24 protein-coding genes are annotated in these 26,623 nt (G+C 52.2%); 14 read left to right on the top strand and 10 right to left on the bottom strand.

Going from position 1 to position 26,623, the window contains the following annotated elements:
• Window positions 1-36: 36 nt before the first annotated feature.
• Complete coding sequence (locus tag CFF01_RS18125; protein ID WP_088905716.1) at window positions 37-909, top strand: LysR family transcriptional regulator; 873 nt, start codon at window positions 37-39, stop codon at window positions 907-909.
• Window positions 910-944: 35 nt separating this feature from the next.
• Here CFF01_RS18125 and CFF01_RS18120 read toward each other — a convergent pair whose 3' ends face one another.
• Complete coding sequence (locus tag CFF01_RS18120; protein ID WP_088905715.1) at window positions 945-2,558, bottom strand: AbgT family transporter; 1,614 nt, start codon at window positions 2,556-2,558, stop codon at window positions 945-947.
• Window positions 2,559-3,354: 796 nt separating this feature from the next.
• On the opposite strand from CFF01_RS18120, the gene CFF01_RS18115 reads away from it, so the two are divergent.
• The 4 genes from CFF01_RS18115 to CFF01_RS18100 are packed head-to-tail and all read left to right on the top strand — an operon-like array spanning window position 3,355 to window position 6,048.
• The gene (locus CFF01_RS18115; protein WP_088905714.1) at window positions 3,355-3,924 is read left to right on the top strand and encodes a LemA family protein; all 570 of its coding nucleotides are present in this window, start codon (window positions 3,355-3,357) and stop codon (window positions 3,922-3,924) included.
• A gap of 17 nt (window positions 3,925-3,941) precedes the next feature.
• Window positions 3,942-4,952: a DUF3137 domain-containing protein gene (locus CFF01_RS18110; protein WP_088905713.1), complete on the top strand. Its 1,011-nt coding sequence runs from the start codon at window positions 3,942-3,944 to the stop codon at window positions 4,950-4,952.
• Window positions 4,952-5,680, top strand: coding sequence for a lytic transglycosylase domain-containing protein (locus CFF01_RS18105; protein ID WP_088905712.1), 729 nt, complete (start codon window positions 4,952-4,954; stop codon window positions 5,678-5,680). The genes CFF01_RS18110 and CFF01_RS18105 overlap by 1 nt, the downstream gene beginning before the upstream one ends.
• Before the next feature lie 5 nt (window positions 5,681-5,685).
• The gene (locus tag CFF01_RS18100) at window positions 5,686-6,048 is read left to right on the top strand and encodes a nuclear transport factor 2 family protein (protein ID WP_088905711.1); all 363 of its coding nucleotides are present in this window, start codon (window positions 5,686-5,688) and stop codon (window positions 6,046-6,048) included.
• A gap of 41 nt (window positions 6,049-6,089) precedes the next feature.
• Here the strand turns inward: CFF01_RS18100 and CFF01_RS18095 are convergent, their stop codons facing one another.
• The gene (locus tag CFF01_RS18095) at window positions 6,090-6,929 is read right to left on the bottom strand and encodes a 23S rRNA (adenine(2030)-N(6))-methyltransferase RlmJ (RefSeq protein ID WP_088905710.1); all 840 of its coding nucleotides are present in this window, start codon (window positions 6,927-6,929) and stop codon (window positions 6,090-6,092) included.
• A gap of 202 nt (window positions 6,930-7,131) precedes the next feature.
• Between CFF01_RS18095 and CFF01_RS18090 the strand changes: the two genes are divergently transcribed.
• Complete coding sequence (locus CFF01_RS18090; protein ID WP_033540306.1) at window positions 7,132-7,881, top strand: class I SAM-dependent methyltransferase; 750 nt, start codon at window positions 7,132-7,134, stop codon at window positions 7,879-7,881.
• A 59-nt stretch (window positions 7,882-7,940) separates the two neighbouring features.
• Here the strand turns inward: CFF01_RS18090 and CFF01_RS18085 are convergent, their stop codons facing one another.
• Window positions 7,941-9,266: a serine hydrolase domain-containing protein gene (locus tag CFF01_RS18085; protein WP_088905709.1), complete on the bottom strand. Its 1,326-nt coding sequence runs from the start codon at window positions 9,264-9,266 to the stop codon at window positions 7,941-7,943.
• A gap of 470 nt (window positions 9,267-9,736) precedes the next feature.
• Between CFF01_RS18085 and CFF01_RS18080 the strand changes: the two genes are divergently transcribed.
• The 3 genes from CFF01_RS18080 (at window position 9,737) to CFF01_RS18070 (ending at window position 11,132) form a co-directional block, all read left to right on the top strand.
• Window positions 9,737-9,952 (top strand): DUF7661 family protein, encoded by a 216-nt coding sequence (locus tag CFF01_RS18080; RefSeq protein ID WP_088905708.1) that lies wholly within the window; start codon window positions 9,737-9,739, stop codon window positions 9,950-9,952.
• A gap of 26 nt (window positions 9,953-9,978) precedes the next feature.
• Window positions 9,979-10,524: a DUF2937 family protein gene (locus CFF01_RS18075; protein WP_232479476.1), complete on the top strand. Its 546-nt coding sequence runs from the start codon at window positions 9,979-9,981 to the stop codon at window positions 10,522-10,524.
• 134 nt (window positions 10,525-10,658) lie between these two features.
• Entirely contained in the window at window positions 10,659-11,132 is a 474-nt protein-coding gene (locus CFF01_RS18070; RefSeq protein WP_033540299.1) for a peroxiredoxin, read from the top strand.
• A 90-nt stretch (window positions 11,133-11,222) separates the two neighbouring features.
• Here CFF01_RS18070 and CFF01_RS18065 read toward each other — a convergent pair whose 3' ends face one another.
• The 4 genes from CFF01_RS18065 to ompR form a co-directional block, all read right to left on the bottom strand.
• Entirely contained in the window at window positions 11,223-12,068 is an 846-nt protein-coding gene (locus CFF01_RS18065) for a hypothetical protein (protein WP_088905707.1), read from the bottom strand.
• An 86-nt stretch (window positions 12,069-12,154) separates the two neighbouring features.
• Window positions 12,155-14,119, bottom strand: coding sequence for a methyl-accepting chemotaxis protein (locus tag CFF01_RS18060; RefSeq protein ID WP_088905706.1), 1,965 nt, complete (start codon window positions 14,117-14,119; stop codon window positions 12,155-12,157).
• Between the two features lie 105 nt (window positions 14,120-14,224).
• A complete protein-coding gene (gene envZ, locus CFF01_RS18055) occupies window positions 14,225-15,535 on the bottom strand; it encodes a two-component system sensor histidine kinase EnvZ (protein WP_088905705.1) in 1,311 nt (436 codons plus the stop codon).
• Window positions 15,536-15,569: 34 nt separating this feature from the next.
• Window positions 15,570-16,295: an osmolarity response regulator transcription factor OmpR gene (gene ompR, locus CFF01_RS18050; RefSeq protein WP_011867431.1), complete on the bottom strand. Its 726-nt coding sequence runs from the start codon at window positions 16,293-16,295 to the stop codon at window positions 15,570-15,572.
• Between the two features lie 385 nt (window positions 16,296-16,680).
• On the opposite strand from ompR, the gene greB reads away from it, so the two are divergent.
• From greB to CFF01_RS18030, 4 genes are all read left to right on the top strand, one after another.
• Window positions 16,681-17,163, top strand: coding sequence for a transcription elongation factor GreB (gene greB, locus CFF01_RS18045; protein WP_033540295.1), 483 nt, complete (start codon window positions 16,681-16,683; stop codon window positions 17,161-17,163).
• Between the two features lie 221 nt (window positions 17,164-17,384).
• On the top strand, window positions 17,385-19,178 hold the full coding sequence (locus CFF01_RS18040) for a thiamine pyrophosphate-binding protein (protein WP_088905999.1): 1,794 nt from the start codon (window positions 17,385-17,387) through the stop codon (window positions 19,176-19,178).
• A 127-nt stretch (window positions 19,179-19,305) separates the two neighbouring features.
• Window positions 19,306-21,669, top strand: coding sequence for a Tex family protein (locus CFF01_RS18035; protein WP_088905704.1), 2,364 nt, complete (start codon window positions 19,306-19,308; stop codon window positions 21,667-21,669).
• Window positions 21,670-21,966: 297 nt separating this feature from the next.
• Window positions 21,967-23,931: an LTA synthase family protein gene (locus CFF01_RS18030; protein WP_088905703.1), complete on the top strand. Its 1,965-nt coding sequence runs from the start codon at window positions 21,967-21,969 to the stop codon at window positions 23,929-23,931.
• Here the strand turns inward: CFF01_RS18030 and CFF01_RS18025 are convergent.
• Together CFF01_RS18025 and bioH are read right to left on the bottom strand one after the other, a co-directional pair.
• On the bottom strand, window positions 23,924-24,415 hold the full coding sequence (locus CFF01_RS18025) for a hypothetical protein (RefSeq protein ID WP_088905702.1): 492 nt from the start codon (window positions 24,413-24,415) through the stop codon (window positions 23,924-23,926). The genes CFF01_RS18030 and CFF01_RS18025 overlap by 8 nt on opposite strands.
• Before the next feature lie 58 nt (window positions 24,416-24,473).
• Complete coding sequence (gene bioH / locus CFF01_RS18020) at window positions 24,474-25,253, bottom strand: pimeloyl-ACP methyl ester esterase BioH (RefSeq protein ID WP_088905701.1); 780 nt, start codon at window positions 25,251-25,253, stop codon at window positions 24,474-24,476.
• A 32-nt stretch (window positions 25,254-25,285) separates the two neighbouring features.
• On the opposite strand from bioH, the gene CFF01_RS18015 reads away from it, so the two are divergent.
• Complete coding sequence (locus CFF01_RS18015; RefSeq protein ID WP_052125804.1) at window positions 25,286-26,044, top strand: ComF family protein; 759 nt, start codon at window positions 25,286-25,288, stop codon at window positions 26,042-26,044.
• Here the strand turns inward: CFF01_RS18015 and CFF01_RS18010 are convergent.
• Window positions 26,041-26,523, bottom strand: a complete 483-nt coding sequence (locus tag CFF01_RS18010) for an MgtC/SapB family protein (protein WP_033540290.1) — start codon at window positions 26,521-26,523, stop codon at window positions 26,041-26,043. The two genes, CFF01_RS18015 and CFF01_RS18010, sit on opposite strands and share 4 nt — an antisense overlap.
• Between the last annotated feature and the right edge of the window lie 100 nt (window positions 26,524-26,623).

Genomic DNA, 26,623 nt, shown 5'->3' with positions numbered 1-26,623 from the left:
AATTATCAAAATTTATAATTTTAAGTACAAAACGTAATGGTAAATCCTGTTTGGCTACGAAGTTTCTGTACGCTGGTGGAGTTGGGGCACTTTACGCGCACCGCCGAGCGACTCTATATGACGCAATCTGGTGTGAGTCAGCATGTGCGTAAGTTAGAGGAACAGCTGGATGCCCAATTGCTGCTGCGTGAAGGTAAGCAGTTCTCCCTTACCCATGCCGGTCGCCAGTTGTATCAAGAGGGACAAGAGATACTCCTGTCGCTGGCCAAGTTAGAGCAGGGGATCAAGCAAGATCCGCCCTTTGCCGGTTTGGTGCGCTTAATGTCGCCTGGTAGCGTCGGCCTTAAGCTCTATGGCGAGTTGCTGGATCTCCAATCAGCCCATCCGCAGTTGTCACTGGATTATCGCTTCGCCTCCAATGCCGGTGTAGAAACCGCAATAGCCGCCTTAGAGACTGATATAGGTTTAATGACCCGTCAGCCTAATCTTGAGGAGGTAGAGGCACAGCTGATTGCTAAGGAACCGCTGCTCTTGGTCACTCCGGCGAGTAAGATGCCACTCACCTGGACGGCGTTGCAGGCGCTGGGATTTATCAATCATCCTGATGGTGCTCACCATGCCAAGTTACTGCTGGGGGCCAACTATCCTGAGTTTGAGCAGGGCGAGCAGTTACCAAGCAAAGGTTTTTCTAATCAGATAGGGTTGATTTTGGAGCCGGTAAGTCGCGGCTTAGGATTCACAGTCTTGCCTGCCTATGCGGTGGAGGCCTTTGCCCATCAAGGCTTGATCTCGGCTCATGCTTTGGAGGTGCAGGTGAGTGAGCCCATCTATCTTTGCCGTCGTCGACAGTCGGTACAACCCAAGCGGGTCGACTCTGTGGTCGGGGCGATTAAAGAGCTATTAAATTAGCGAGGCCAGTGATTTCACCGGCCCCGCATCGGGTTTTAAGGAGTGTAGTAAGTGGCGGCACCCGGGCCGACTGGCAATCCGAGGGCGAATACCCAGATAAAGAAGAAGCAGGTCCACCCGATAAAGAAGACGATGGAGTAAGGCAGCATGGTGGCAACCAGTGTGCCTATGCCGAGATTCTTCTTATATTGGGAGGCTACGGCCAGGATCAGGCCAAAATAACTCATCATAGGGGTGATCAAGTTAGTGACAGAGTCACCGATACGATAGGCGGCCTGAATGGTTTCGGGGGCATAACCCACCAACATCAACATGGGTACAAAAATTGGTGCCGTCACCGCCCACTGCGCCGAGGCGCTGCCCAGCATCAGATTGATAAAGCCACACATCATGATAAACAGCAGGAACACCAGCGGACCTGTGAGGCCGATGGCGTTGAGGGCATCTGCGCCAGTAACCGCCAGTACGGCGCCCAGGTTTGTCCATTTAAAGAAAGCGACAAACTGCGAGGCGAAGAACACCAGCACGATATACATGCCCATGGTGCTCATGCTGTGGGACATGGCGTCGATGACGTCTTTATCTCGCTTCATGGTACCCACTACCTTGCCATACACCAGGCCAGGAATGGCGAAACAGATAAAGATGAAGGCCACTATACCCTTGAGGAAAGGGGAACCGGCAACCAGCCCTGTTTCAGGATGACGCAGCGGCGCGTTTTCCGGCACCACGGAGAGCGCCAGAATACCACCAAGCACTAAGATGGAGAGCCCGGCCATCTTGAGCCCCTTGACTTCGAGCGGCGTGACGCTGTCCATTTTCTGATTTTGGAGATCTATGCTGGCCTCACTGGCGTCATATTTGCCCAGCTTAGGCTCGACAATCTTCTCTGTGACCAAGGCGCCGAGGAGGGTGATGACGAAGGTTGAGACAAACATAAAGTACCAGTTGACCTCAGGGCCTACCAGATACTCGGGATCGATCATCTGCGCCGCCGCTTCTGTGATGCCCGACAGCAGAGGATCTACTGTACCCAGAAGCAAGTTGGCGCTATAGCCGCCGGAGACACCGGCAAAGGCCGCGGCCAGACCCGCGAGAGGATGACGCCCGAGGGAGTGGAAGATCAGCGCGGCCATGGGGATCAGCACTACATAACCTAGCTCGGCGGCGGTATTAGAGACGATACCAGCAAAGACTATGGTCAGGGTGACCAGACGCTTTGAGGCGCCCATAACCAAGGTGCGCATAGCGGCCGATAGCAGGCCAGAACGGTCGGCAATGCCCACGCCCAGAAGTGCCACCAATACAGTGCCTAAAGGCGTAAAGCCGGTAAAGTTAGTCACCAGGTTGGAGACTATCATCCTAAGGCCTTCGGCATTCATCAGGCTGACCACATGGATCAGACCATCTTCGCCCCGTCCTGGTGCACCCACTGGGCGGGGGTCATTGACTGTCAGCTCGAAATAGCCGGCAATACCGCTGATCACTATGACGGCGGCACAAAATAGGGCGAAGAGAGTGATGGGGTGAGGTAAAAGATTTCCCAGGCGTTCGACCACGTTGAGAAAGCGGACAAACAGGCCATTTTTGCTTGTTGAGGGAGTCGGGGGATGACTAGCCGCCAGACTCTCTTCTTGATTGGAGCTCATGGTTCTTCCTTCATCTTGGGCATCTTGGTACCCATTTATTTATGACCGCCACGGGGCGGTAAGATAACCGTTTATGATGAAGGCATTGCTTTAACTGAAGCTTAATTTGGCGCCAATACTCAATCTTAGTTGCGTATAGGGGTGGCTTGCAGGCAAAAAAAAGCCCAACTTAAAGTTAAGTGGGCCAATAAAAGGATGATGATTGAAACCAAAACCCAGCTTGGGAAGATAGGGTTGCCTCTTGGTTGATTGAAATATTAGCCCAACTTGGCTGTATGAAGACTGAACAGCAGAGCAGTCTGCTTTAGGTCAGGTTTAAGGCTGATTTGAATACCCAGCTGCCTGTTGTTTAATCTCTGTGCAAGTAAATGGTAAAGACTCGTCCGGTTGAACCAGTTGGCTCATAAATCGCCTAGCTCTGGCCTATTTTTATTCGAATACCTGTCAATGTGTTATCTATCTTAGTGTTATTCCCTTGTATTACTGGGCTTTTCATTAGCCTGTAACTTTTTTCGTTATTTTATCTGTCTGTTTGATATAGATAATTAGTTTTGATGTGACACTTATTGTGACTTTTGCTCTGTATGATTGAAAAAGATACTCATTAGGCCGAAAAGCAGGCTTTTGCGGCGGATAAAGTTGCAGATTCCCCAATTTAGCTGAAAAAAGATGAATATAGCAGCAGCGAAATGGCGAAGGGAGAGCCGATAAATTGCTGGAAATTATCGCGAAAATCGGTGAAGCTGGTGCGTTAATCAAAGACAGATAACAATAACTAAAGGGAAGGAACTCAAAGATGGAAGGTTTGCTGTTAGGCCTTGGCCTAGTCGTTATCATCACCTACCTCTGGTATGTCAGCCTGATCAAGAAGCGTAACGCGGTGCGTGAAGCCTTGTCGGGTATCGATGTGCAGTTGAAGAAGCGCGCTAATTTGGTGCCCAACATTCTTAAGATCGCACAGAAATTTATGGATCATGAAAAGTCGCTGCTGACGGAGATCACCGCGCTACGTACGCAGGTCACAGCGGGTTATGATCTTAATGACGCGGCGGCGATTAAAGAGCACTTGGGATTGGCCGAGCAGCTCAATAGCAAGATGGGCCAGTTGATGGTTAGCGTCGAGAATTACCCCGAGCTTAAGTCTGATCAAACTATGGTGCAGGCGATGTGCACCTATAGTGAAGTCGAAGAGCACATCTCGGCGGCGAGACGTTTCTATAATGCTGCGGTATCAGAACTGAATACGGCGGTGGAGATCTTCCCTGGATCGATTATCGCCTCTATGGCCAAGGTCAAGGCGATGCCTTTCTATGAGGCCGAAGAGGCCGCAAGAGCCCCTGTGGACGCTGCCGATTACCTAAAATAAATCCCAGTCTTGAATAGATGAATATATTGAGTTTTATCCTCGGTGAGCCGATCAAGGCCGAGCGTCAGCCACAACGTTTGGTGGCCGATCCCGAGGAGCAGGAGCGGTTTAAGGCCTATTACGACGAGCATATTGAGCCGCTCACTCGTAAATTTGAAAATCATAGAGTTGCTAGCCTTAAGGCGCTGCGCGGTCGTCTCTATACCAATCTGGGTATTCTCCTGGCCGTGGCAGCCTTGATTTTTATCTTTAGTGTGTCTGGTTACCTGGATATCCCTTGGGTCTTCTACATTGTTTTATTTCTGCCCTTCGCCTGGTGGTGCTATCGGCCGGTGAAGCATTATAAATCCGATGTGAAGCGAGAGGTGTTTCCTAAGATCTTTCGTTATTTCGGCCATGACTTTATTTTCAGCACCAGCCATAGCATGAGCCTAACTCAGCTTAAGCGTTCCAAGTTACTGCCTGGCTATGATAATGCCAAGTTCGATGATTATGTGCAGGGCACCTACAAGGGCGTGGAGATCGCCATCAATGAGCTGTGGCTCACCAAACAGGTTAAACGCGAGAAGAGTACCGAAACAGAAACTGTTTTTCGTGGTGTTATGGTGCAACTCAGCAGCCATAAGGCGTTTAAGGGTCATACTGTGGTAGTGAAAAATCGCGGCGGCTTGGTGAACTTTCTCTCCAGCAGCTTTAAGAGCCTGAGCCGGGTTAAGCTCGAAGATCCTAGGTTTGAAGAGCGGTTTGATGTATTTTCAAACGATCAAATTGAGGCGCGCTACCTGCTTACTCTCGGCTTTATGGAGCGTCTGCAGTCTCTGGCCAACCTATTTGCGAAAAAGATCCAGTGTGCCTTCTACGAAGACAAGTTATTGATCATGTTGCAGAGTGGCGACAATCGTTTCGAGTTAGGCTCTATCTTCGACGGCGCCACCTTCGAGTACGAGTTCAGCCAAATAAACCGAGAGATGAAGCAGCTGTTTGCTATCATTGAAGTACTCAAACTCGATCAAGACATTGGATTTTAATGCCCGTTGCAGTGCGTCACGCCTATTTTGCCCTACAGCTGCTGTGCCTCTGGCTCGGCCTGGCGCTGTGCTGGCCGCAGGACGCGGCGGCGCAATCGGAAAAGCCGCGCTATAAGGCGAGTTACTCTAAACATGGCATCTTAAGTAACAGCGACGCGCCGCGCCTAGATGACATCGACGATAGCAAGATCAAAGTCTATCAATATACCCAGGCCAACGGCGTAGTGGCCTTTGCCGATCATGCACCGGGCCATAGTGAGTTCAGGGTGCTCTTGTATGAATGCTTCGCCTGCAAACCTGACTCAGAACTCGACTGGCAGAAGATACCGTTGTTCAGCGCCGAATATGATGAGTTGATCTCTCGTGCCGCCAAGACCCACGGTTTGGACCCCGCGTTGATCCGCGCCGTGATCCACGCCGAATCTGCCTTTAATGTATTTGCCCTGTCGCGCAGCGGCGCCATGGGCTTGATGCAGTTGATGCCAGGCACAGCCGAGGAGATGGGCGTTAAGAGTCCCTACCGACCCGAGCAGAATATCGATGGCGGCGCCCGTTATCTGGCTAAGATGCTGGCAAGATTTGATGGCGATATCGATCTAGCCTGCGCCGCCTACAATGCCGGTCCCACCACTGTGAGCCAGTACAAGGGCATTCCGCCCTATCCAGAGACCCAGGCCTATGTGAAACGGGTCAAGATACTGTTGAAACGCTATCAGAAATTGGGGTAGTCAAGATGCAGCAGATCGTTATCGAACAGGAAATTGCGCTGCTTAGCCCAGAGGTGCGTACCGATCCTAAGGCGCTCGACCAGCTTATTCATGTCGATTTTCTTGAGGTGGGGGCGACGGGCGTGAGTTTTGGTAAGCCAGAGGTGTTGGCGCGCCTGCCCAAAGAGAAGCCGCCGGTATTTAAGGTGACAGATATTCAGTATCGGTTATTGAGTGCGGATCTGGCTCAGCTTAACTATCGCGCCTGTTTTAAGCCGGTGAACGAGGTGAATAAGCGTTATTCGCTGCGTACCTCGTTGTGGAAGTGCGAGGCCGGATGCTGGCAGATCATCTATCATCAGGGCACGCCCTGCGCGCCCTTCTTCTAACTACTATTGCTAACTATTAGGTCTCGGTACTATTTAGGGCGCTATTCGCCCACTTCCCAGGTGACTTGAACATGGCCGCCACCCTGATTAAGCAGCGGGTGCAGGTAATCCAGGGTCGATTGCGCGATCTCATCGAGTTGCCAGGGGGGGTTGATCACCCAAAGGCCTGCGGCCGTCATACCAAACTCTTCGCTATCGGGTTTGATGGCTTGTTCTATCCGCAGCTGCTTCTTAATGCCGCTCTGTTTCAGCATGTCAAACATGGCTTCGGTTTGTTCACGCTTCACCACCGGATACCAGATCATATAGACCCCGGTAGCAAACTTCTTGTGGGCCTTGATTACGGCTTTGGCGACTTCCTGGTAATCGCTTTTAATCTCGTAGCTAGGGTCGATAAGAATTACCCCGCGGCGTTCCAGCGGCGGCACAGCGGCCAGTAGCCCTTTAAGACCATCGCCCTTGATCACCTTGATCTGCTTGTCACCGCCCAGTTGCTCATCTAGCAACTGATGATCGGCGCCGTGCAGTTCGTGCAATACCATGCGGTCTGCGTCGCGCAGGTTCATGTCAACAAATGCAGGTGAGCCTGGGTAAAGTTCGAGTTCGTCACCGCTGTTGAAGTGTTTGATATCGCCTATGTATTGGCCAAGCGCCTCGGGCAAGTCCTGCTTATCCCACAGCTTGGCGACCCCCTCTAAATACTCGCCCGTCTTCTGTGCAAACTCGTCTGACAGTGCGTAGCCACCGGCGCCGGCATGGGTGTCGATATACACCAAGGGCTTGTTCTTCTTATGCATCAATTTCAAGGTTTGCAACAAGAGGGTGTGCTTAAGCACATCGGCATAGTTTCCGGCGTGGTAGCCGTGACGGTAACTTAACATGAAGATTCCAGATGGTGAGGGCGCTAGCCTGATAGGGCGATTATAGGGGGGATGCCCGCCTAGGTACAGAGAGTTGGTGAGTGCGTAACAGCGTGCCACGCATAAAGAGCGTATTCAGCGTGGTGCACTTTTGGCATAATGTCGGCGTGATTTCTTAATTTACCGAGCCAAAGTGACTGCATCATCAACAAATGTTCTGCCCATGGGGATCTTTTTTAATCGCCAATACCCGACTCTGGAAGCCGTGTGTGACCGTTGGGGCTTAGTGTTCGACAAGGACGCCCTGTTTGAGTTGGTGTTTGAAGATGACTGCCTCATCTTGAACAAGCGCGACGAGCCCAAGCTTAAGGGAATATTTGTCGATTTTGTCTCTGGCGCCGTGGCTCACAGACGTAAGTTCGGTGGCGGTCGAGGCCAGGCTATTGCTAAGGCCGTTGGTCTTAAACAAGGTGTGACCCCTAGTGTGGTTGATGGCACCGCAGGTTTGGGGCGAGATGCCTTCGTGCTAGCCAGCCTGGGTTGTACAGTGACCATGGTGGAGCGTAACCCTGTGGTCGCCGCCCTGTTGGAAGATGGTTTGCGCCGCGCTTATGAAGATGCCGATATCGGCTCCTGGATGCAGGAACGCATGCGTCTGGTCCATGGCTCTAGCCTGACGGCGCTGGCAGCCTTGGGCGAGCAGGTGGATGTGGTCTATCTGGATCCTATGTATCCCCACAGGGAAAAGTCTGCCTTGGTGAAGAAAGAGATGCGGGTATTCCAATCGCTAGTGGGCGCCGATCTCGATGCCGACGGCCTGCTGGCCCCTGCCATGGCCCTCGCCAGCAAGCGCGTAGTGGTCAAACGCCCCGACTACGCCGATGATCTTGACGGTGTTAAACCCAGCACCCGCATCGAAACCAAGAAGAACCGCTTCGATGTCTACGTTAAGGCCGCGATGAAGAGCGAGTAGTGAGTATAATTAGAGAAAGGATTAAGCGTCGATACATAAACGCTTAATCCTTAATGGATTTACTTATCAAATAGGCCTGATGTGGCTATTTGGCGAGCATAACGATGACCAGAGTGGTCTTCTTGATTTACATTATAATAGACAATGACAAGGTCTTTTTTAGGCGATACGTACAATCCTTGAGTCATTAATCCGCCTTTCCACATGTCACCATCTGGCCATAAAACATCCCACTGACGGCTATTGGCGATAAAGTCTTTAGAGCCTAGGTATTCAACGAAAACCGGCCCATCGAACCCTTTCATAATGAAGTCATGGGTGCGAACCTTGCTATGAATGCGTTTTAATATCTCATCAGATACAACTTGTTCTGTGGCGATTTTATTCCAGCTAGGTGTGTAGAGCATGCCAAAGCGAGCAAAGTCTCGTAAATTACTGGATATTAAACCATGAGCTGCCACTATGCCATCTGGACTCATGTGCATCTGGAGTGCACCTTCTGCCCCCACTTTAGACCATACGCGGCGATCGAAAATTTGATGCCAGCGCTCATTTTCAACAGCTTCTGCGAGTATTACTAACACTTGCGTCAGACCTGAAGCATATTGGAATGAAAGCCCTGGCTCTTCTTTCTTCTTGGTGCTTTTCAGCACATCAATTAAGGTTTCAACGCCCCGCTTTTCATTTGGAAAGCCAAACTCGGCCTCGTATACCCGTCTGGCAACGTTATCAGGATCGAATCGTGATTCACTGGTATCCTCTAAATCCATCCCTGTGGCCATATCCATCACGTCACGTGTGGTTATGGTGTCCCAATCAGTGCCTTTGAACTCTTTGATGTAGTTTGTGATGGGGGCATTCTCATCGATTTTCCCTTCACTAATTAACATATCGATGAGTAAGCTGGCTGTAGGCTTGGCTGAAGACATCCAAACGTGAGAATCTTCCTGTCGCATACGAGGGTATTTTTCATAAACGATATTGCCCTTGTGTACGACTAAGAAACCTTGTGCACCATCAGATTGCTCTAAAAAATGATCCAGTGTTAAAGGGCCCTTTAGCTTACTCTCTGATAGCATTTCAGCTTTCACTTTTCCTATTTCAGGCATGAGCTTTTTACCCAGTGGCATGACTGGTTGTCTGGCGGGCAATATCGCGGTAGGTAAAAACTCAGATGCACGCATATTGAAATAAGCAGAGACATCGCCTCCTGTGAATAGCTCACCATAATTTGCTTGGCGTGTTTTTTTCTCCAGCTCGAGAGGGAAGCCATTTTTAAATTCGATTATGGGGGTTTTGTCTTGAGCGGCAATTGCATGGGGGAGTGTGGTCGGGACAATGGCTGTCAAGATTAGGAGTGGTATAAAGTATTTTATTCGCTTCATTTTAAACCTCACTTTTGATGATGATCGTACAGCGTTTGTTTAAGTCTGAGTTTGCGATGGAGGCCATATTGTAGTTCAAAATACATACAGCCAGCTCTCGGTCTTTAGACTTAATTTGCTGATTTATAGTAATTTATAACCTAACTTGCTAATTAGTGTGAAATAGATCACATTGAGGCTTCCAATGAATAAGTAATAGAAATTACTTTGGTTTTCACTCAAGTTTATTCCTCATGCCCTTTCTTAGATATTTGCCCAATTTGCCCGGCTGTTGTGACATTTTGATGGCAAAAGTTGTGGTTCAGTGGAGTGAACTTTTCAACTGTAAGTACGCTTAAGCTGACCACCTGGTAAGCCTTTACTCGATACCTATTGTGGTGCCTTAAGGCCAATGTTAGCCTGCTTATTCAGTTATTTTATTCGCTCATTTGGAGCCATTATCAGACGAAGAGATATCCAAGGAGTTTACGATGCTCAGGATTAATGTGTTCGGCAGGTCCATGTCGGTGCGGCGCGTTGGCGAGGAGTGGCAGTTGTTTAGTGAGTCGCAAACCGGGATGCGCAGCCGTGTCTATGATGTGGTGATTCCGCCCGAGCTGACGGAAGAACAGCTGCTAGGTTATCTGGATGATATCTATCACAAACAGGCCAGTGCCCAAAACCCAAAGGTTAGCTTAGAGAGCTAGTGATCCGTTAAGGCAAGGGGAGGGAAATGATGATAAGACGCTTGATGGATTACCTCAGGCTTTTGCTGTTTGTTTGCGGCGTTCTGCTCGGGGTGCAGGTTCCCGCTTTTGTCGATCAGTATGGCAAGGCGCTTGCTGCTCATACCCAGGAGGCTAAACAGAATTTGGCCGAATTTAAGCGCGATGCGGACCGTTTCTTTGGCGGCGATCTCGATAAGCTGATTACTCACTATAAGCAGAATCCCGACGCCGTGTTTAATGCCGGCGGCGAGAGCATAGAGGCGATTTATCAAAGGTATCAGTTGCTGTCAGAGGCACTGACTGAGTTTAATCAATCAACCTACGGCGGTTTCGACAGGCTTGTGCTGGCGCCTCTGCCTGAGATCCGTGACCAGGTATGGCAGAATTTCAGCCATAGCATCTTGCTAGATGGCCGCGCTATCGGCTTTGGCTTGGTGTTTGGTCTGCTGTTTGCCATGCTGTGTGAACTGACCCTGCACGGCTGTGGCCGCTGCGCTCGCGGCGCCTATCGCCACCTGCGCCCAAAAAACCAGGCGCATTCAGGGGCGTGATATATAGAAACCCTAAGGTTAGTCTGTGTTTGTCTTGATGAATAACGGCTATGCTTCAGGTATCTGCTTAGGTGAGTGACATGACAAGGCCAATTTGGCTGCCTAAGTTTACTGTTAACCATAAGGATTTTTACATGATAGCCCAAGGACAAGCATTACCCGCCGCCACGCTAGGCGAGCTGACCGAAAACGGCATGGTCAACCATGATGTAAAAGAGCTGTTTGCTAACAAGAAGGTGGTACTGTTTGCCGTTCCCGGCGCCTTTACCCCAACCTGCTCTGAGGCGCATCTGCCCGGTTATGTGGTGCTGGCGGATCAGTTTAAGGCCAAAGGGGTCGATATTATCGCCTGTGTATCGGTTAACGATGCCTTTGTGATGAAGGCCTGGGGCGAGGCGCAAAATGCCAGTGAATTGATGATGTTGGCCGATGGCGACGCCAGCTTTACCAAGGCCTTGGGCCTAGAGATGGACACCGCTGGTTTTGGCGGCATTCGCTCTCAACGTTATGCCATGGTGATAGACAATGGCGTGGTGACACTGTTGAATGTCGAGGCGCCAAAGAGCTTTGAGGTCAGTAAGGCCGAGGTGGTCTTGGCCGCGCTGTAATTCGGTGGATTTGAAAAGGGAGCCTAAGGCTCCCTTTTTTGTGGCTTGTGCTGATATGGCGTTAGCCGCCATGCACTTACCTGCAATGCCTTAGAAGTAATGCACATATTCTACGGCAACACGATATAGGGTGTCGTCGAAGCCCAAGAGGTCTACCTCATAATCACGACTGATATATTGGGTCATGAAGTGCAGTAGATTGTTTTGGTTCGCCAGTGGTGTGACGACCTCGAGAGTGAGTCTGTCCATGGTGTAGAACTTGTCAGCATCGTAGCCCCACTGACCATCGAAGCGTGCCCATTTAGCGGCAAGCTGCACACCTGAGTGGGCGAAGGTGTACTTATTGCTCCACTCGAAGAAGTAACCCAAACCGGCACGGTTGAGCTCATCTTCGGTGCGGCCCATCTCTTCTCGCGGCCAGTCGTCATCTTTTTCTTCTTCGCTATAACCCAGTCCCAGTGTCAGGCCGAGATCATAGTGATTGATATCGCTAAATCGACGGTTGAGTGCCACACCGGCCACCGCTAGCTGTTCAAACTCTTCCAGCTGTTGGCTGTTGTAATGCCCCTCATAACGGCCGTGGAAACTCAATAGATAGTCTTGCTGCTTGCCGAAGCTGGCAAACGGGCGCTGATAGTTAAAGCGCAGATCCATGGAGTCGCGGTATCTATCTTCGTCATATTTTTCAGAGTCGCGCTCATAGTAGTAGGTAGCGCGCACGCGGAAGTAGTTGTTGTCTAGCTGGTAAAGATTGTCGTAGCGCAAGTCATCCCAGATAAACGACAGACCGCCGCCGCGAGACATAGAGCTGAACTCTGAGTCCGGGTAAGACTCAAGACCAGCAATGAGCGACATGGCGAAAGGAGAGTTGTCGGAATCTGCAAGTGCAGAAAAGCTAAGTAGACCGACTAAGCCCAGTGCTAGTGGAGTTTTCATGAGGCGCCTCTGTGAATTCATCATCCGTTATGATGCACCCACATTAGCATAAAAGGCGATATTTTTCAGTAGACTAAACTGAATATTTAGGCCGCGCTTTGCAGTGGAGACTGCTGTTCGCTGATGCCGAGACTGGCTTCAATGTCGGCCACGCCTTGCGCCACTTCATCGGCAATCACCTCACTCTGGCTGGCGGAGGCCATGGCGTGTTGTTTGAGTGATTCCATCGCCTGAGACAGGCTGTCCAAATGGTTGGCCTGATCGCCGCTGAAACGAGCCCCCTGCTGGGCAGTCTCTGTCATCTCCTGGGATTGCTGTTGTACCGTCTGAGTAACTTGCCATAGCTTCTGAGCGCCTTGTGCCTGTTTTTGGCTGGTGCTCGCTATCCCCTCGACGCTAAGGGTGAGCTGTTGGTTGGCGTCGGTGAGCTGACTCAGGATGGTCACGACCTGCTGTAGTGATTCTTGAGTACGCTGTGACAGGCTACGCACCTCGTCGGCCACCACAGCAAAGCCGCGTCCCTGTTCGCCGGCGCGGGCGGCCTCGATGGCGGCGTTTAAGGCCAGCAGGTTAGTCTGTTCGGCGATATTGCCGATCACATCGAGAATAGTGGAGACATCGTTGACCGAGGTGGTCAAGCTGTCCAGCGAACGATGGCAATGGCTCACCGCCTGCTGGGTCTCATCGGCGGCGCTCATGAAGGCCTGAACCTCCTGCTGGCTGGCAAGCATCTGGCTATGGGTTTGCTGGGCATGTTGCTCGACCTGGCTGGAGAGCTCGCTCACCTCACGGGCGATGGCTCGCACCTGCTCTGTCTGGTTCTGCGCCGTATCGACTATGCCCAGGGTGGTTTCCGTGCCTTGGGTCAGCTCGGTAATGCGGTGTACTAACTGCGACAAGGAGGTGGAGATCTGGCCTATCTTAACTCTTTGTGTGGCATCTTCGGCCTCGAATCTGTCCAGCAACTGGTTGAAGTGACCGGCTATCTGACCCGTCTCACAGCGACGCGCTATGGTCAGGCGTTCACGACTGTTGGACTCGCTCAGGCGCATGAAGGCCTGATTCAGGTGCTTAAGCGGTTTAACCACTCGACGTTGCTGCAATAACAGATAGATGAGGGCAAACAGCGCCAGCACAGATACCACGCCATATAGCAGGGTCTGTAGTTGTTGTTTGAGATGCAGGTTTTGCGCTTGCTGGGCCTGACCTAACTTGAGCAGCTCATCTTCGATGCGCACGATAGCGGCCATCATCGCCTCTTGAGCCTCCTGATTGGCGGTCAGTAGCTGGTGGGTGTTGCTCACCTCTTTGCCATAGCGCTGACTGAGGGAGAGGAGTTCACTGTAGTCGCTTTCACCTATCTCTATCTGCTCGGCTTTATCGTCGCCCAGGGCAAACTCGTCGGCCTCCACAGTCTCATACAAGCCTATTAGTGGCAGCTTAGCCAATTGATCATGCCACTCGGTCAGCGCCTGTATCTGTGTGGCCAGCAAAGGTTTTAGTCGTTGATCTTTGCCTATCAGGTAATCCTGGGTCAGTTGTGACAGCTGATAGACCAGGGGCGGCAGGCTCTGGGTCAGTTGCAGGTATTGCTTGGCGAGCTTGGGGTGTTCTACTAGTCCCTTGTCGGCATATTCGGCCAGGTGCTGATTGTAGGAGAGCATCTCGCTCTCGGCATGGGCCAGCAGCTGACGCGGATTACCGGCCAGCTTGCCTGCGGCGCGGTATTGACTGTCTAAGTCGTTAATAAACTTAGTGATAGATTGCTGCAGTCGGCTGGCCTCTTCATGGGAGAGCTGGTTGAGACCGGCGGCGATAGTCTGCAGTTGTTGTCTGGCGCTGTTGAGTTGCTGGCTGTTGCCTGTGCTCAGATAGTTTTCCAGTTGACGGCGCACCTCCAGCAGAAATTGCTGCTGCAGCTCGGCGAGCATCTGATTTTTCTGCTCTATCTGCGCGCGCTCCTGATTGCTCCAAACGACAACACCAGCCAGCAGTGCGGCCAGCAATAACAGAGTGGCAGAAGCCCAGAGAGAGAGGGTGGAAATTTTCATGATCAAGCGCCAATGACAGTTTGCGCCAGAATATGACGTAAAGATTGCAAATTGATGACATTGGTGACTAGGTCTGAAAAGTCAGACAAGCGAGTGGTGTCAGTACTACTCCAGCGGTAACCATACCTGGGCGTGCAGGCCGCCTTCGGGTCTATTGGTGAGGACAACCTTGCCCTGATGGCGATCGACGATACGTTTGATGATCGCTAGCCCCAGCCCAGAGCCGACGCTGCCTCGGGCGATATCTCCCTGAGTAAACGGCTGAAATAGCTTGGGGATCTGCTCGCTGGAAATACCGGGCCCATTGTCTTCAACACTGAAGCCGACCCTGTGCCCGTCGAAGGTGGAGCTTAATTTTACCCAGCCGTTGCCATAGCGAAAGGCGTTTTCCACCAAGTTGCTGATGATGCGTTTGATTGCCACCGCTTGCATGGGGATTTCGGGGCAGTCACTGAGTGCCAGCACGATTTCAGCATCACGATTGGCCTCGGCTTGAGCAATATCTTGCAGCAGATCATTGAGTTGTACCTGTTCGCGATTGGCTTCCTGATCTTGACGAATATAGGCGATAAACTGATTGATGATGGCATCCATATCTTCGATATCGTGCACTATCCCCTCTTTAAGGTATTCATCCTCTTCCACCATCATCTCGGAGGCGAGACGAATGCGGGTCAGTGGCGTGCGCAGGTCGTGGGAGATCCCCGCCATCAGTAAGGCTCTGTCCTGCTCCAGTTGCTGCATACTGCGTGACATCCGGTTGAAGGCGTTGGTTACCTCGATGATCTCGGTAGAACCGGTTAGTGGCAGGGGCGCGGGATAGTCTCCACGGGAAACTGAGATAGCTGCTTTCTGCAAGCGTTTTAGCGGCTTGTTTTGTTTTCGGGCAAACCACCAACCGCCGGCGACACTCAGGGCGCCGATCACCATCAGATAGAGGGTCAGTGGCGACAGGCCAAACTCGTTAAAGCCGGTTAAGGGGACCTTAATCCAGACACTGGGCGCCTGAGGCGGCCGGATCCAGATCTCAAACTCCTTGCCCTGGGCGATGCGCACTTCGGCTTTGCCGCCTAGATGCTCAGACATCTGCGCCGATAACAGGCTGTAGTAAGCGGCGCGTTCTACCCCGGCCTCGCGAGCCTGTTTGAGGTTGTAGATCTCCATGCTATCGTCGCGCACCTTGGCATTGAGGGCGTCGACCATAGAGAGGTGTTCGCGGCCGACATCTATGCCGTCAACAAACAACAGGTTGACCTGACGGGCGATTAGCTGATTGATCTGTTGGTAGGTGGGCTGAATAAAATAGACAGCCACCGAGAGGTAGGAAACCAGCTGGTTGACCAGCAACAGGGAACCTATCAGCAGCACCGTTTGACTAAAGGCGCTGCGGGGCAGAAAACGTTTAAACCATTTCATTGTGAGGGACGATGGGCGGTAGGGTTAGCCAAGGCTAACGCCGCGCAGCACCGTCGGGCACAAATACATAACCCAGGCCCCAGACTGTCTGGATATACCTTGGGTTGGCGGCATCTTTTTCGATCAGTCGGCGAAGACGTGATACCTGTACGTCGATAGAGCGTTCCAATGCCGAATAGTCGCGGCCGCGGGCCAGATTCATCAGCTTATCCCGCGACAGTGGCTCTCTGGGGTGACTCACTAAGACCTTAAGTACCGCAAATTCGCCGCTGGTGAGTGAAATAGCCTCTTCACCGTGGTACATCTCGCGGGTGGCCAGGTTAAGGGTGAACTCACCGAAGGTGATCTCCTCTTCCTGCTGTGTCGGCGCGCCTGGTACCTCGGGCGCCTGACGGCGCATGACCGCCTTGATGCGAGCCAGGAGTTCTCTGGGGTTAAAGGGTTTGGGTAGGTAATCGTCGGCGCCCAGTTCCAGCCCTATGATGCGATCTACCTCATCGCCTTTGGCGGTGAGCATCACGATTGGAATCGTGTTGCCGTTCTGGCGCAGGCGACGGCAGATAGAGAGGCCATCTTCACCTGGTAACATAAGATCCAGCACCAATAGGTGGAAGTTTTCCCGCTCCAGCAGCCTGTCCATCTGCTCGGCATTGGCGGCACTTCTGACCTGATAACCCTGTTCCATCAGGTAACGCTCTAGTAGGGCTCTAAGCCGCATATCATCATCGACGACGAGAATTTTAGAGGTTTCTTGTCCCATGCTCTCTATCCCTTATTTCAGTGCGATCGGCTCGAGTTTTACCGCTCAACTGGCTGATATTCAATATTAATCTTATGTGCCTGCTTAATATAGCCGCTTTGCTATTTAAAAGCCTAGCGGGATTTGATCTTTGGCCTTTGGATAAAATCGCTTTGCTAGACTAATTTTAGCTGTAATTGGCTGATATTAAATGTGAATATTTCATTCTTATGGCTGTTTCGGGAAATTGTAACCAAATTGAAACCCTGTTCTATGGCTGACATAAGGCCTGCTTGCGAGCTTGGCTATTGTTTTTCTGTCGGCCCCATGGGTATTATCAGCCGAAAAGAGGCCGATGCCTTAGGCAGACTGCCGGGTATCCTTATTGAGTTGCATTGAGAGAAAGATGAAAGCCATGTTGATCACCCGTGAAGGGTGGCAAGCGCTCGATAGAGAGCTTAAGTATTTGTGGAAAGAGTATCGCCCCGAGATCACCAAGAAGGTGCAGGAGGCGGCGGCCCAAGGCGACCGCAGTGAGAACGCTGATTACACTTACAACAAGCGTTTACTGCGCCAAATAGACAGCCGTGTGCGCTATCTGGTGAAGCGGGTGGAGGATCTGCAAATTGTCGACTATTCCCCCCAGCAGGAGGGCAAGGTGTTCTTTGGTGCCTGGGTGGAGCTGGAAAACGAGGCGGGCGAAATTGTACGCTATCGCATCGTCGGTAAGGATGAGCTGGATACCAAGCTTGGCTATATCACCATAGACTCGCCCATGGCCAGAGCTCTTATTGGTAAGCAGGTGGATGACGAAGTGGTGGTTAACACGCCCGCCGGTAAGAAAGAGTGGTACGTCAACAAGATCCAATATAAGGCCTTTGAAGACTAGCGGTCAAAGTAGGATGTAAGCCTGAGGTAACAGGTCATCCACTTTTTAACTGATTGATATTATATTTAATATTTAGCTCTTAGCTTCGTTGTAACGAAATCTTGTCACCATGGAGATCATCTGTCATTGCCTGGCCCCTGATGGCTTGATGATCTCGATCAAAGCGTCGCATTGCGACTCCTCCTAGGCTACAGGCTGTTTTGGATAACCGAGAGCCTGCCGTGTCTGTATCGATTGAATCTAATTTTGGCGCCGATTACGCCGCCCATCTACCCTTGTTAGGCGATAGCATCGCCGAACTGCTTGCCTTCTTTGGCGTGAAGCGTGTCTATGGTGTTGGCGGTGACTTTGTCGCTAATCTGATTAATGCGCTGGATAAGCAGGTCGCGGTATTGCCGTCTAGCAATGAGATGCACGCAGGTTTTAGCGCCTGTGCTCAGGCCGAGTTAAACCCACTTGGTGTCTGTATGACCACCTATACGGTAGGTAGCTTGCCTTGCACCTCGGCGGCCGCCTTAGCGCGCACCGAAGGCCTGCCTGTGGTATTTATCTCGGGGGCACCCGGTGAGGCAGAGATCAACAGTCAGGCGCTGCACCATAGCGTGCATCCTCATACGGCTTGGCATACGAATCTCGATGCAGCGCTCAACGCCTTCAAGGCGCTGGGGGTGCGCGCCGAGCGCCTACAAGGCCAGCGTCATAGCGGTCAGCCCAATGTGGCGGCTGAGCAGTTTTTGCAGCTGTTGCTTCATGCCTATGTGAACCGTCAACCCGTGTATATCGAGGTGCCGCGCGACCTCATCTATCAGCTGACTCAGGCATTGAACCTGCCTAGCTGCCCGAGTGAGTTAAGGCCGCAGGCGCTCAATTTGAGTGGCGCCGAGCTGATCGCCAATCAGATCCGCACTCAGCTAACACGCGCTAAGGCACCCTTGGTGTTTTTGGGAGAAAAGCTCAGGCTTAACCCGGCGCTACTGGAAAAGATTCTGACCTTCTGCGAGCAACACCATCTGCCCTATGCCACCACTTGGTTTGGTAAGGGAATGCTGGATGAGTCAAAGCCGCTCTGTTTAGGCAGCTATAACGGCGTGTTTAGCCGTTTGCCCCAGCAGCAGTATATCGAGTCAGAGGCCGATTATGTGCTGGAGCTGGGCACGGCGATTTTCCCTTCTGACACCAACAATGCCTTTAGCAGTCAGACCCATGCCATAGACAATCACGGCAACAAGACGATGCTGAAGGGCACGGCGCAGTGGGAGACTGACGTAGATGCGGTGATCTCGCTGCTGATTGAGCAGCCGCTGGCATTGCAGACGCAAGTCAATCTGAACCCAATAGAGGCAGAGAAGCCAGCGCCGCAAGCAGAGCTTGGCTATCATCTTCTGGCGGCGGGTATTAATGCTGCGCAGCAGGCAGCGACTCGCCCCTTCATCTTTGTGCCAGAGGTGGGTAATTCGCTGTTTGCCAGCTTTGAACTCGACACCCTTGGCAGCGATATTGGTCGCAGCTATCTGGCCAATCCTTGGTATGCCGCCATGGGCACCAGCCTGCCTTACGCCAGAGCCGTAGTAGACCAACTCGCGGAGCTGGGAAGCGATCAGAGCGTGGTGGTGATCACTGGCGATGGTGGTTTTAACTTTCAGGCCAATGAGCTGATCAATCTGCAAAAGCAGGGCGCAAACTTAGTGGTCGTCTATATGCGCAACAACATCTTCCATCTGGGCAAGGCCGGTGATGCCCCCATCTATGCCTGTAATCACGAGGGATTCGATCCTAAATTATTGATTCAGGCCTATGGCGGCAAGGGGCATCTGTGTCAGTACATTGGTGAATTTGTCGATACCCTGTGTAGCTGCGTCGCCAGCGGTGGCCTGCACCTGATCGAAGTGCCAGCACCGATTGAAGAGGCGGCCCAGAGCGATACCACTCAGAAGCTCAACTGTTATATCGGCTATCGCAATGGCGATGTTGAGGCGATTTCACGCTGGCAAGAGTTGTGCGAACAACGCGGCTAAACTGAGAGATGTGTCGCCTATTTAACTCGCCAAAAACTGGGGTTGCGACAGATAGGGCGTACAACTTAGTCTGTGCCTGTGTTATCTTTGGCGGCAATTAACTCTCTATTTGGGCACGATGTAATCTATGCAAAATATTGCACAAATCATCGCTCAGGAACTCAATGTTCGTGAGCAGCAAGTGACGGCAACTATCACTCTACTGGATGACGGCGCGACGGTACCTTTCGTGGCGCGTTATCGTAAAGAGGTCACAGGTGGTTTAGACGATACCCAACTGCGCACGCTATATAGTCGCTTAGGCTATCTGCGCGAACTCAACGATCGCCGTCAGGTGATCCTCTCCAGCATCCAGGCCCAGGGCAAACTGACCAGCGAGCTACAGGCCGCTATCGACCAGGCCGACAGCAAGACGCGTCTGGAAGACCTTTATCTTCCCTATAAGCCTAAGCGTCGCACCAAGGGGCAGATCGCCATCGAGGCGGGGCTGGAACCTTTAGTGGATCGTTTACTTGCCGATCGTCAGGCGGATATCGAGGCCTTGGCGAGCGAGTACCTCAATGCCGAGGCGGGTTTTGATGACGTAAAAGCTGTGCTCGATGGCGCTCGTTTCATCCTGATGGAGCGTTTTGCCGAAGATGCCGAGCTGCTGCAGAAGGTGCGTCAGCATCTGACCCAGAGCGCCGTGCTCGAAAGCCGTGTGCTTAAGGGCAAGGAGAAAGAGGGCGCCAAGTTCAGAGACTATTTTGAACACAGCGAAAAGCTGATGAATGTGCCGTCGCATCGTGCGCTGGCCATGCTGCGTGGTCGCAATGAGGGCATTTTGAGCCTGAGCATGAATGCCGATCCCGATAACGAGTCTAAGCAGGGCAGCTATTGCGAGGTGATTATCGCCGATCACTTTAACCTAAAGCTCAGTGACTCAGCGGTGGATCAGTGGCTTAAGCTAGTGGTCACGTCGACCTGGCGTATCAAGATCGCTTTGCAGATGGAAACCGAATTTATTGCCAAGCTGCGTGAACGCGCCGAGACCGAGGCGATTAACGTCTTCGCCCGTAACCTGGGCGATCTGCTGATGGCAGCCCCTGCCGGTGCTAAGGCGACACTGGGGTTAGACCCAGGGCTGAGAACCGGCGTCAAGGTGGCCGTGGTGAACAACACGGGTAAGCTGATGGCGCACTCCACCATCTTCCCTCATGCGCCGCAAAACCAGTGGGAGAAGTCGATCCGCACCTTGGCCAATCTGGTTAAGATGCATAAGGTTGAGCTGATTGCCATTGGCAATGGCACGGCGTCGCGCGAGACTGACAAGCTGGCGGGAGAGGTGATTGCCGCGGTGAAGGGTGAGATGCCGACACTCACCAAGATCATGGTGAGCGAGGCGGGTGCCTCTGTCTATTCTGCCTCTGAGTTGGCGGCGGAGGAGTTTCCCGATCTGGATGTATCGATTCGTGGCGCCGTCTCTATCGCCCGTCGTCTGCAGGATCCTTTGGCCGAGCTGGTGAAGATCGAACCTAAGTCTATCGGTGTGGGACAATATCAGCACGATGTGAGCCAGAGTCAGCTGTCCCAGTCTCTTGAAGCCGTGGTGGAAGATTGTGTAAACGGTGTTGGCGTGGATCTCAACATGGCTTCTATGCCGCTGTTGACTCAGGTTGCGGGCTTAAACAAGACGCTAGCGCGTAATATCGTCGAGTATCGCGACCAGAATGGTCAGTTTACCTCGCGTAAACAGCTGCTTAAGGTGCCACGTCTCGGTCCTAAGGCGTTCGAGCAAGCCGCCGGTTTCCTGCGTATTCGAGAGGGAGAAAACCCATTGGATGCCAGTGCTGTGCATCCCGAGACCTACGCCCTAGTTGAGCGTATTGCCAAGGCGCAACAACAGGCGGTCGATGCCCTGATCGGCAACAAAGATCTGCTCAAGCAGATCGATGCTAAGGCGTTTGTGACCGAAGAATTTGGTTTGCCTACCATAGAAGATATTCTCAGCGAGCTGGATAAGCCGGGCCGTGACCCTAGAGGCGAGTTTAAGACCGCCGTGTTTAAGGAAGGGGTCGAGGAGATCAAAGATCTTAAGCTTGAGATGATCTTAGAGGGCGTGGTGACCAATGTGACCAACTTCGGTGCCTTCGTCGATATCGGTGTTCATCAAGATGGTTTGGTACATATCTCCTCGCTTACCGACAAATTTGTCAGCGATCCCCATACCGTGGTGAAGGCGGGTGATGTGGTCAAGGTGAAGGTGATGGAAGTCGACGTTGAGCGTAAGCGTATTAGCCTGACCATGCGTCTGGATGAGAAACCCGGCGAAAAGGCAAGTGCTCATCAGGGAGCCAAGGGGCCTGCTAAAGGGCCACAGGGTAAGGGAAGTCAGGGTAAAGGCCATCAAGGCAAGAGTCAGCCTAAGGGGCAATTTAAGCAGCCTAAGGCGCCGGCCAACGCGGCCATGGGTAACGCCTTTGCCGATGCCTTTGCTAAATTTAAAAAATAGCCAATAAGTAAATAAAGAAAAAGCCAATTCCTTTAGGGGGATTGGCTTTTTTTGTTTCAATGTCTCGTGTTTCCTATCTTTCAAGCCGCTCGTGCAGGCACCCTTCGACAAAACTTTCACCTTGTGACTGCTCTACTAGATGATGGCCAGACTTGTCTATTTTCGTTGATTGCGCGCACTTTGAAACATAAATAGAACTTAAGTTTTACTTTTATGTCAAACTATCGTTCGACGTGCGCAAGAAAACAAGTGCTTCGCCAGAAAGCATTCGACTATATAAAAATACTTGGAAAATTTATGACTAAAGTTAAGTCAGCATTGGGGCCCTTTGGCGCCATTATCTATTTTGGGTTGATAGCCTTAGCCATCACGACACTGAGCCGTATTGGCTTAGGTATATGGCAGGCCGATAGGGTGGCAGCCGTGGATGGCTGGTCTCATCTTCTGTTGCAGGGATTGAGAGTGGATTTCTCCACCCTGTGTTGGCTCTGGGGTGTCGCGGCCTTAGGGACAACACTCTTTGCCGGCGATCACCTTGTGGGACGTGGCTGGAAGTCTGTGCTCCGAGTCTGGCTGACTCTGGGGCTGTGGTTGATGATTTTTCTAGAGCTTTCTACTCCCTCATTTATTGAGGAATATGGCCTAAGGCCAAACCGTCTCTATATCGAGTACCTTATCTATCCCAAAGAGGTGCTCTCCATGTTGTGGACCAGTCGTAAGGGGGAGATTTTTCTCGGATTGCTGGTCACTAGTCTTAGCCTTTGGGGTGGCTGGCGCCTGAGTGGGCGCTTACTCAAAGATGTGGTTTACCCTCGCTGGTTATGGCGTCCGATAATAGCGCTGCTGGTGATCGCTGTGACCTTGCTGGGCGCGAGATCTAGCCTAGGTCACCGTCCACTGAACCCGGCCATGGTTGCCTTTGCCGATGATCCTCTGGTGAATTCTCTGGTAGTTAACTCCTCCTATTCTTTGGTGTTTGCCATTAAGCAGATGGGGGCCGAAGCTAATGCCTCTAAGGTTTATGGCAAGCTGGATAAGAGTCAGATCATCGAAAATATTCGTAAAGACAGCGGTCGCCCGCTGAGCGCTTTTACCTCAGAGTCCCTGCCCAGCGTGACCTATAACCAGGCAAGTTATCAAGGTAAGCCGAAGAATTTAGTGATCATATTGCAGGAGAGCCTGGGAGCGAGGTTTACCGGCTATCTTGGCGGCTTACCCCTGACGCCCAATATCGACGCCTTGGCAAAGGAGGGGTGGGCTTTTAACCGTCTCTATGCAACAGGTACCCGCTCGGTTAGAGGTATCGAAGCGGTGACCACAGGTTTTACACCGACACCGGCGCGATCTGTGGTCAAATTGGGTAAGAGTCAGACAGATTTCTTTACCATCGCCGATCTGCTTAAGATGAACGGTTATCAGACTCAGTTTATTTACGGTGGTGAGAGTCATTTCGATAACATGCGCACCTTCTTCCTGGGTAATGGTTTTAGCGATATCGTCGACCAGAAGGATTATAAAGATCCTGCGTTTGTCGCTTCTTGGGGTGTGTCGGATGAAGATCTGCTCAAGCGGGCCAATGATGAATTCGAACAGTTCCATAAAGAAGATAAGCCTTTCTTTAGTTTAGTGTTTAGTTCATCTAACCATGAGCCTTTCGAGTTCCCCGATGGCCGCATCGAGCTTTATGAGCAACCCAAGCAGACCCGCAACAACACCGCCAAGTATGCCGATTATGCGGTGGGAGAGTTCTTTAAACTCGCTAAGCAGTCCAGCTACTGGAAAGATACCCTGTTTGTGGTGGTGGCCGACCATGAGAGCCGTGTCGGCGGTGCATCCCTAGTGTCTGTTGAGCAGTTTAGGATCCCGGCGATAATTCTGGGGGATGATATTGACCCTAAGATGGACCAGCGAGTGGTGAGCCAGATAGATTTGGGGCCGACGCTTCTATCGCTAATGGGGATATCGGGCAGCTATCCTATGCTAGGGCGAGATCTGACCCAGGTGGATCACAACTGGCCTGGTAGGGCCCTGATGCAGTATGACAAGAACATGGCCTATCTGCGTGGCGATGATATGGTGATCCTCCAACCCGAGCGCGAGCCAGCAGGTTATGTATATGATTTTGAGAGCAAGACGCTTACCCATAGCCCTCAAAGCGATGAGATGAAGCAGATGGCCCTGTCATGGGCGCTGTGGGGGAGCATGGCTTATCAGCAGCAGTTGTATCAAACGCCGCAGCAGCAGGTAGCGTCGATTAAATAAAGGTGGATAACTCAGGCTCTCCCTTAGGGAGAGTTTGGGTTTGATAGAAGTTGGCGACATGGGCCGACACACTCTGATAGAAGCTGGTGGCCTGATTGTCGAATCGAGTCTTGGGTTTCTGCGGTTCCTGTGGTGATTCAGCCTGTGGCGATCGTATGTCACGACGGGCCAGCGCAGGTTTCATGATTAGAGGCCGAATGATGGCCGCACCTTGTTTCGCCTGTTGCTGTTGTTGCTGACCTTCCTGCTGATGTTGGCCCTGACCCTGCTGTTTGGCCTGAACTTTTTCGTTGAGCCTAGCTTGTACATTGGCCTGATCGGCAGCGCGCTCGTTCTGCGGGTTAAAGGGGCGCTCTTCGTTGCTCTTGGCCATCTGAGGCGCAGGAATAATAGGCGGGCGTTGCTGACTTTCTACCCGTGCGCTATCGGTCGCGGCGTTGGTCGTCGCGATCGGCACTTGCGGATAGTTGGTCACCACTAACATAGAAAACTCCTAGACGGTTGCCTAAATAATAACCAAAAAGTGTTATGAATTAAAGTGATTATTCTTTAAGCGTCTGCAACCAGGTCTCTACCCCTTCGACAAACTCGCCTTTATGGGAAAAGAAGGGCGCGTGAGAAGCCTTGGGCAAGATAAGATCTTTATATAGCTCGGTATTCACCGGCATCAGCGGCTGTACCCGGCGAGACACCAAGCCATCTAAACGCCCCCATACTCTCAGCCAAGGCTGTTGAATTTCTTCGAGTTGCGGCCTGAGGTCCACCTCTTTAAGCATCTGCAAGCCGGCGCGCAGCGCGCCAGCATCCGGCAGCGGTTTGGCCATTACCAGATCCCTAAGCTGCTTGATATCCTGTTTAGCGGTTTCGCTGCCCATGGCTTGTATGGCCAGGAATCGCTCGATCATCTTACCGAGATCTTGCTCCAGCTGGTCGCCAAATTGCCCCAGAATCTGCGGCGGAATACCCGGCCAGCCTTCGGCATCGCGCGCCATAAAGCAGGGAGAGGAGGCTATAGTGAGTAGTGCATTGACACGCTCTGGATAGCGCACAGCCGCACGGGTAGCGATAAGTCCGCCGAGGGACCAGCCAGCCCAGATCGCCTGCTCAGGTACCTGCTCCATGATGTGATCGACCCAGGTATCCAATTCACCCCCGATGGCGGGGCTGTCACCGAAGCCCGGCAGGTCGATGCAAATCAGTTGGTGAGCGGCAATTGCGTGGTGCAGGGGGTTAAAGACGGCGCTGTTGACCCCCCAACCATGGAGCATGACGATGGGACGGCCTTGGCCTATAGTTTCAATGTGCAAGGATTGCTGACTCACAAAGATGCCTCTAACGGTCGGATACAAGTTAAATGGATAGAACTCATCTGAATTTATCGCGTTGGCACTGGCTCGGCGCCAGGCTGAAACGCCTGCTGGCGGCTAGTCTACCCAATCGTTGTATGATGTGCCATCAAAGGGTGGTCTTGCCACAGCGTGGGATCTGTTTAACCTGCCTGCACGCGGGCCTCTACGCTTCCCCAAGCTGCTTGGGCTGTGGCCGGCTTATTAGCGTGCAAACCTGCTATTGCGGTGCCTGCATGAAAAGCCTGCCAATTAAAGTGGTTGCCCCCGCCAGTTATCATGATGGGCTGGGTGAGGCGGTGGCGGCTATAAAATATCAGGGGCAGCTGGCTGGCCTGACGCCTTTGGTGAATGCTTTGGTGCAGCGAATACAGGCACTGGTAGAGATAGAGGCGATAACCCTGCCGCAGGTGTTAGTGCCTGTGCCTCTGCATCCTAAACGTTTGCGTGAACGGGGTTTTAATCAGGCTTATTTGATTGCCAGTGAGCTGGGTCAGGCACTGTCACTGCCTGTCTTGCCCCATGCACTAGCGCGGATCTGCGATACTCAGCCTCAGGCTGGCTTAACCGGCAAGCAGCGGCGGCGTAACTTAGCGGGCGCGTTTAGCTTGATGGAAGATTTTGATTATCAGCGCATCGCCCTGATAGATGATGTGGTGACCACAGGCACTACGGTCAGTGAAATCACCAAGTTGTTTGAGCGCCGCTATATTCAGGTACAGGTGTGGTGCCTGGCAAGAGCCGAGGCGCCACACCTAAATGATTAATAGCCGTTGCGACGCCAGTTACGGTATTTGGTATGTACCCCGCGGGTAAAGAGCGAGGAGTATTCCTCCAGCAGATCCACGCCGTAGAGAATGGCGACCACCAGGAGCGATAGCTTGATCCCCACAAAAGGATCGATCACCGCAATACAGACACCTATGGCGGCCAAGGCCCAGATGGCGGCGGCAGAGGTCACCCCTACCACGACACCCTCTTTCGCCAGCATGACACCTGCCCCGAGAAAACCTATGCCTGTCACTACCTGACCTATGATGCGCGAGGGATCTGATACCGAGGTGGCGACGGTCATGGAGGCGGTGATGAAGATATAGGTGCCCAGCACGATCAGAGAAGAGGTGCGTATACCCACGGGTTTGCCCCTGAGTTGGCGCTCCAGGCCTATGATGAGGCCGCAGAGTACGGCGCTGCCGAGTTCGCGCCAGCTAAAGGGATCGATAGCTACCCAAGCATCAAAGTTCATGGTTTGGTCCTAGTTCAACAGTTTGGTGCAGAGGGCTTACGGGCGGGATAACGTCTTGGGCGGATCTGCGGGTCAATTTTCGGCGAGTGTCGATCTAAAA

The sequence above is a fragment of the Shewanella marisflavi genome (assembly GCF_002215585.1).
Classification (GTDB): domain Bacteria; phylum Pseudomonadota; class Gammaproteobacteria; order Enterobacterales; family Shewanellaceae; genus Shewanella; species Shewanella marisflavi.
Note: the sequence above shows the minus strand (reverse complement) of the source record. Positions and strands in the feature narration are given on the sequence as shown.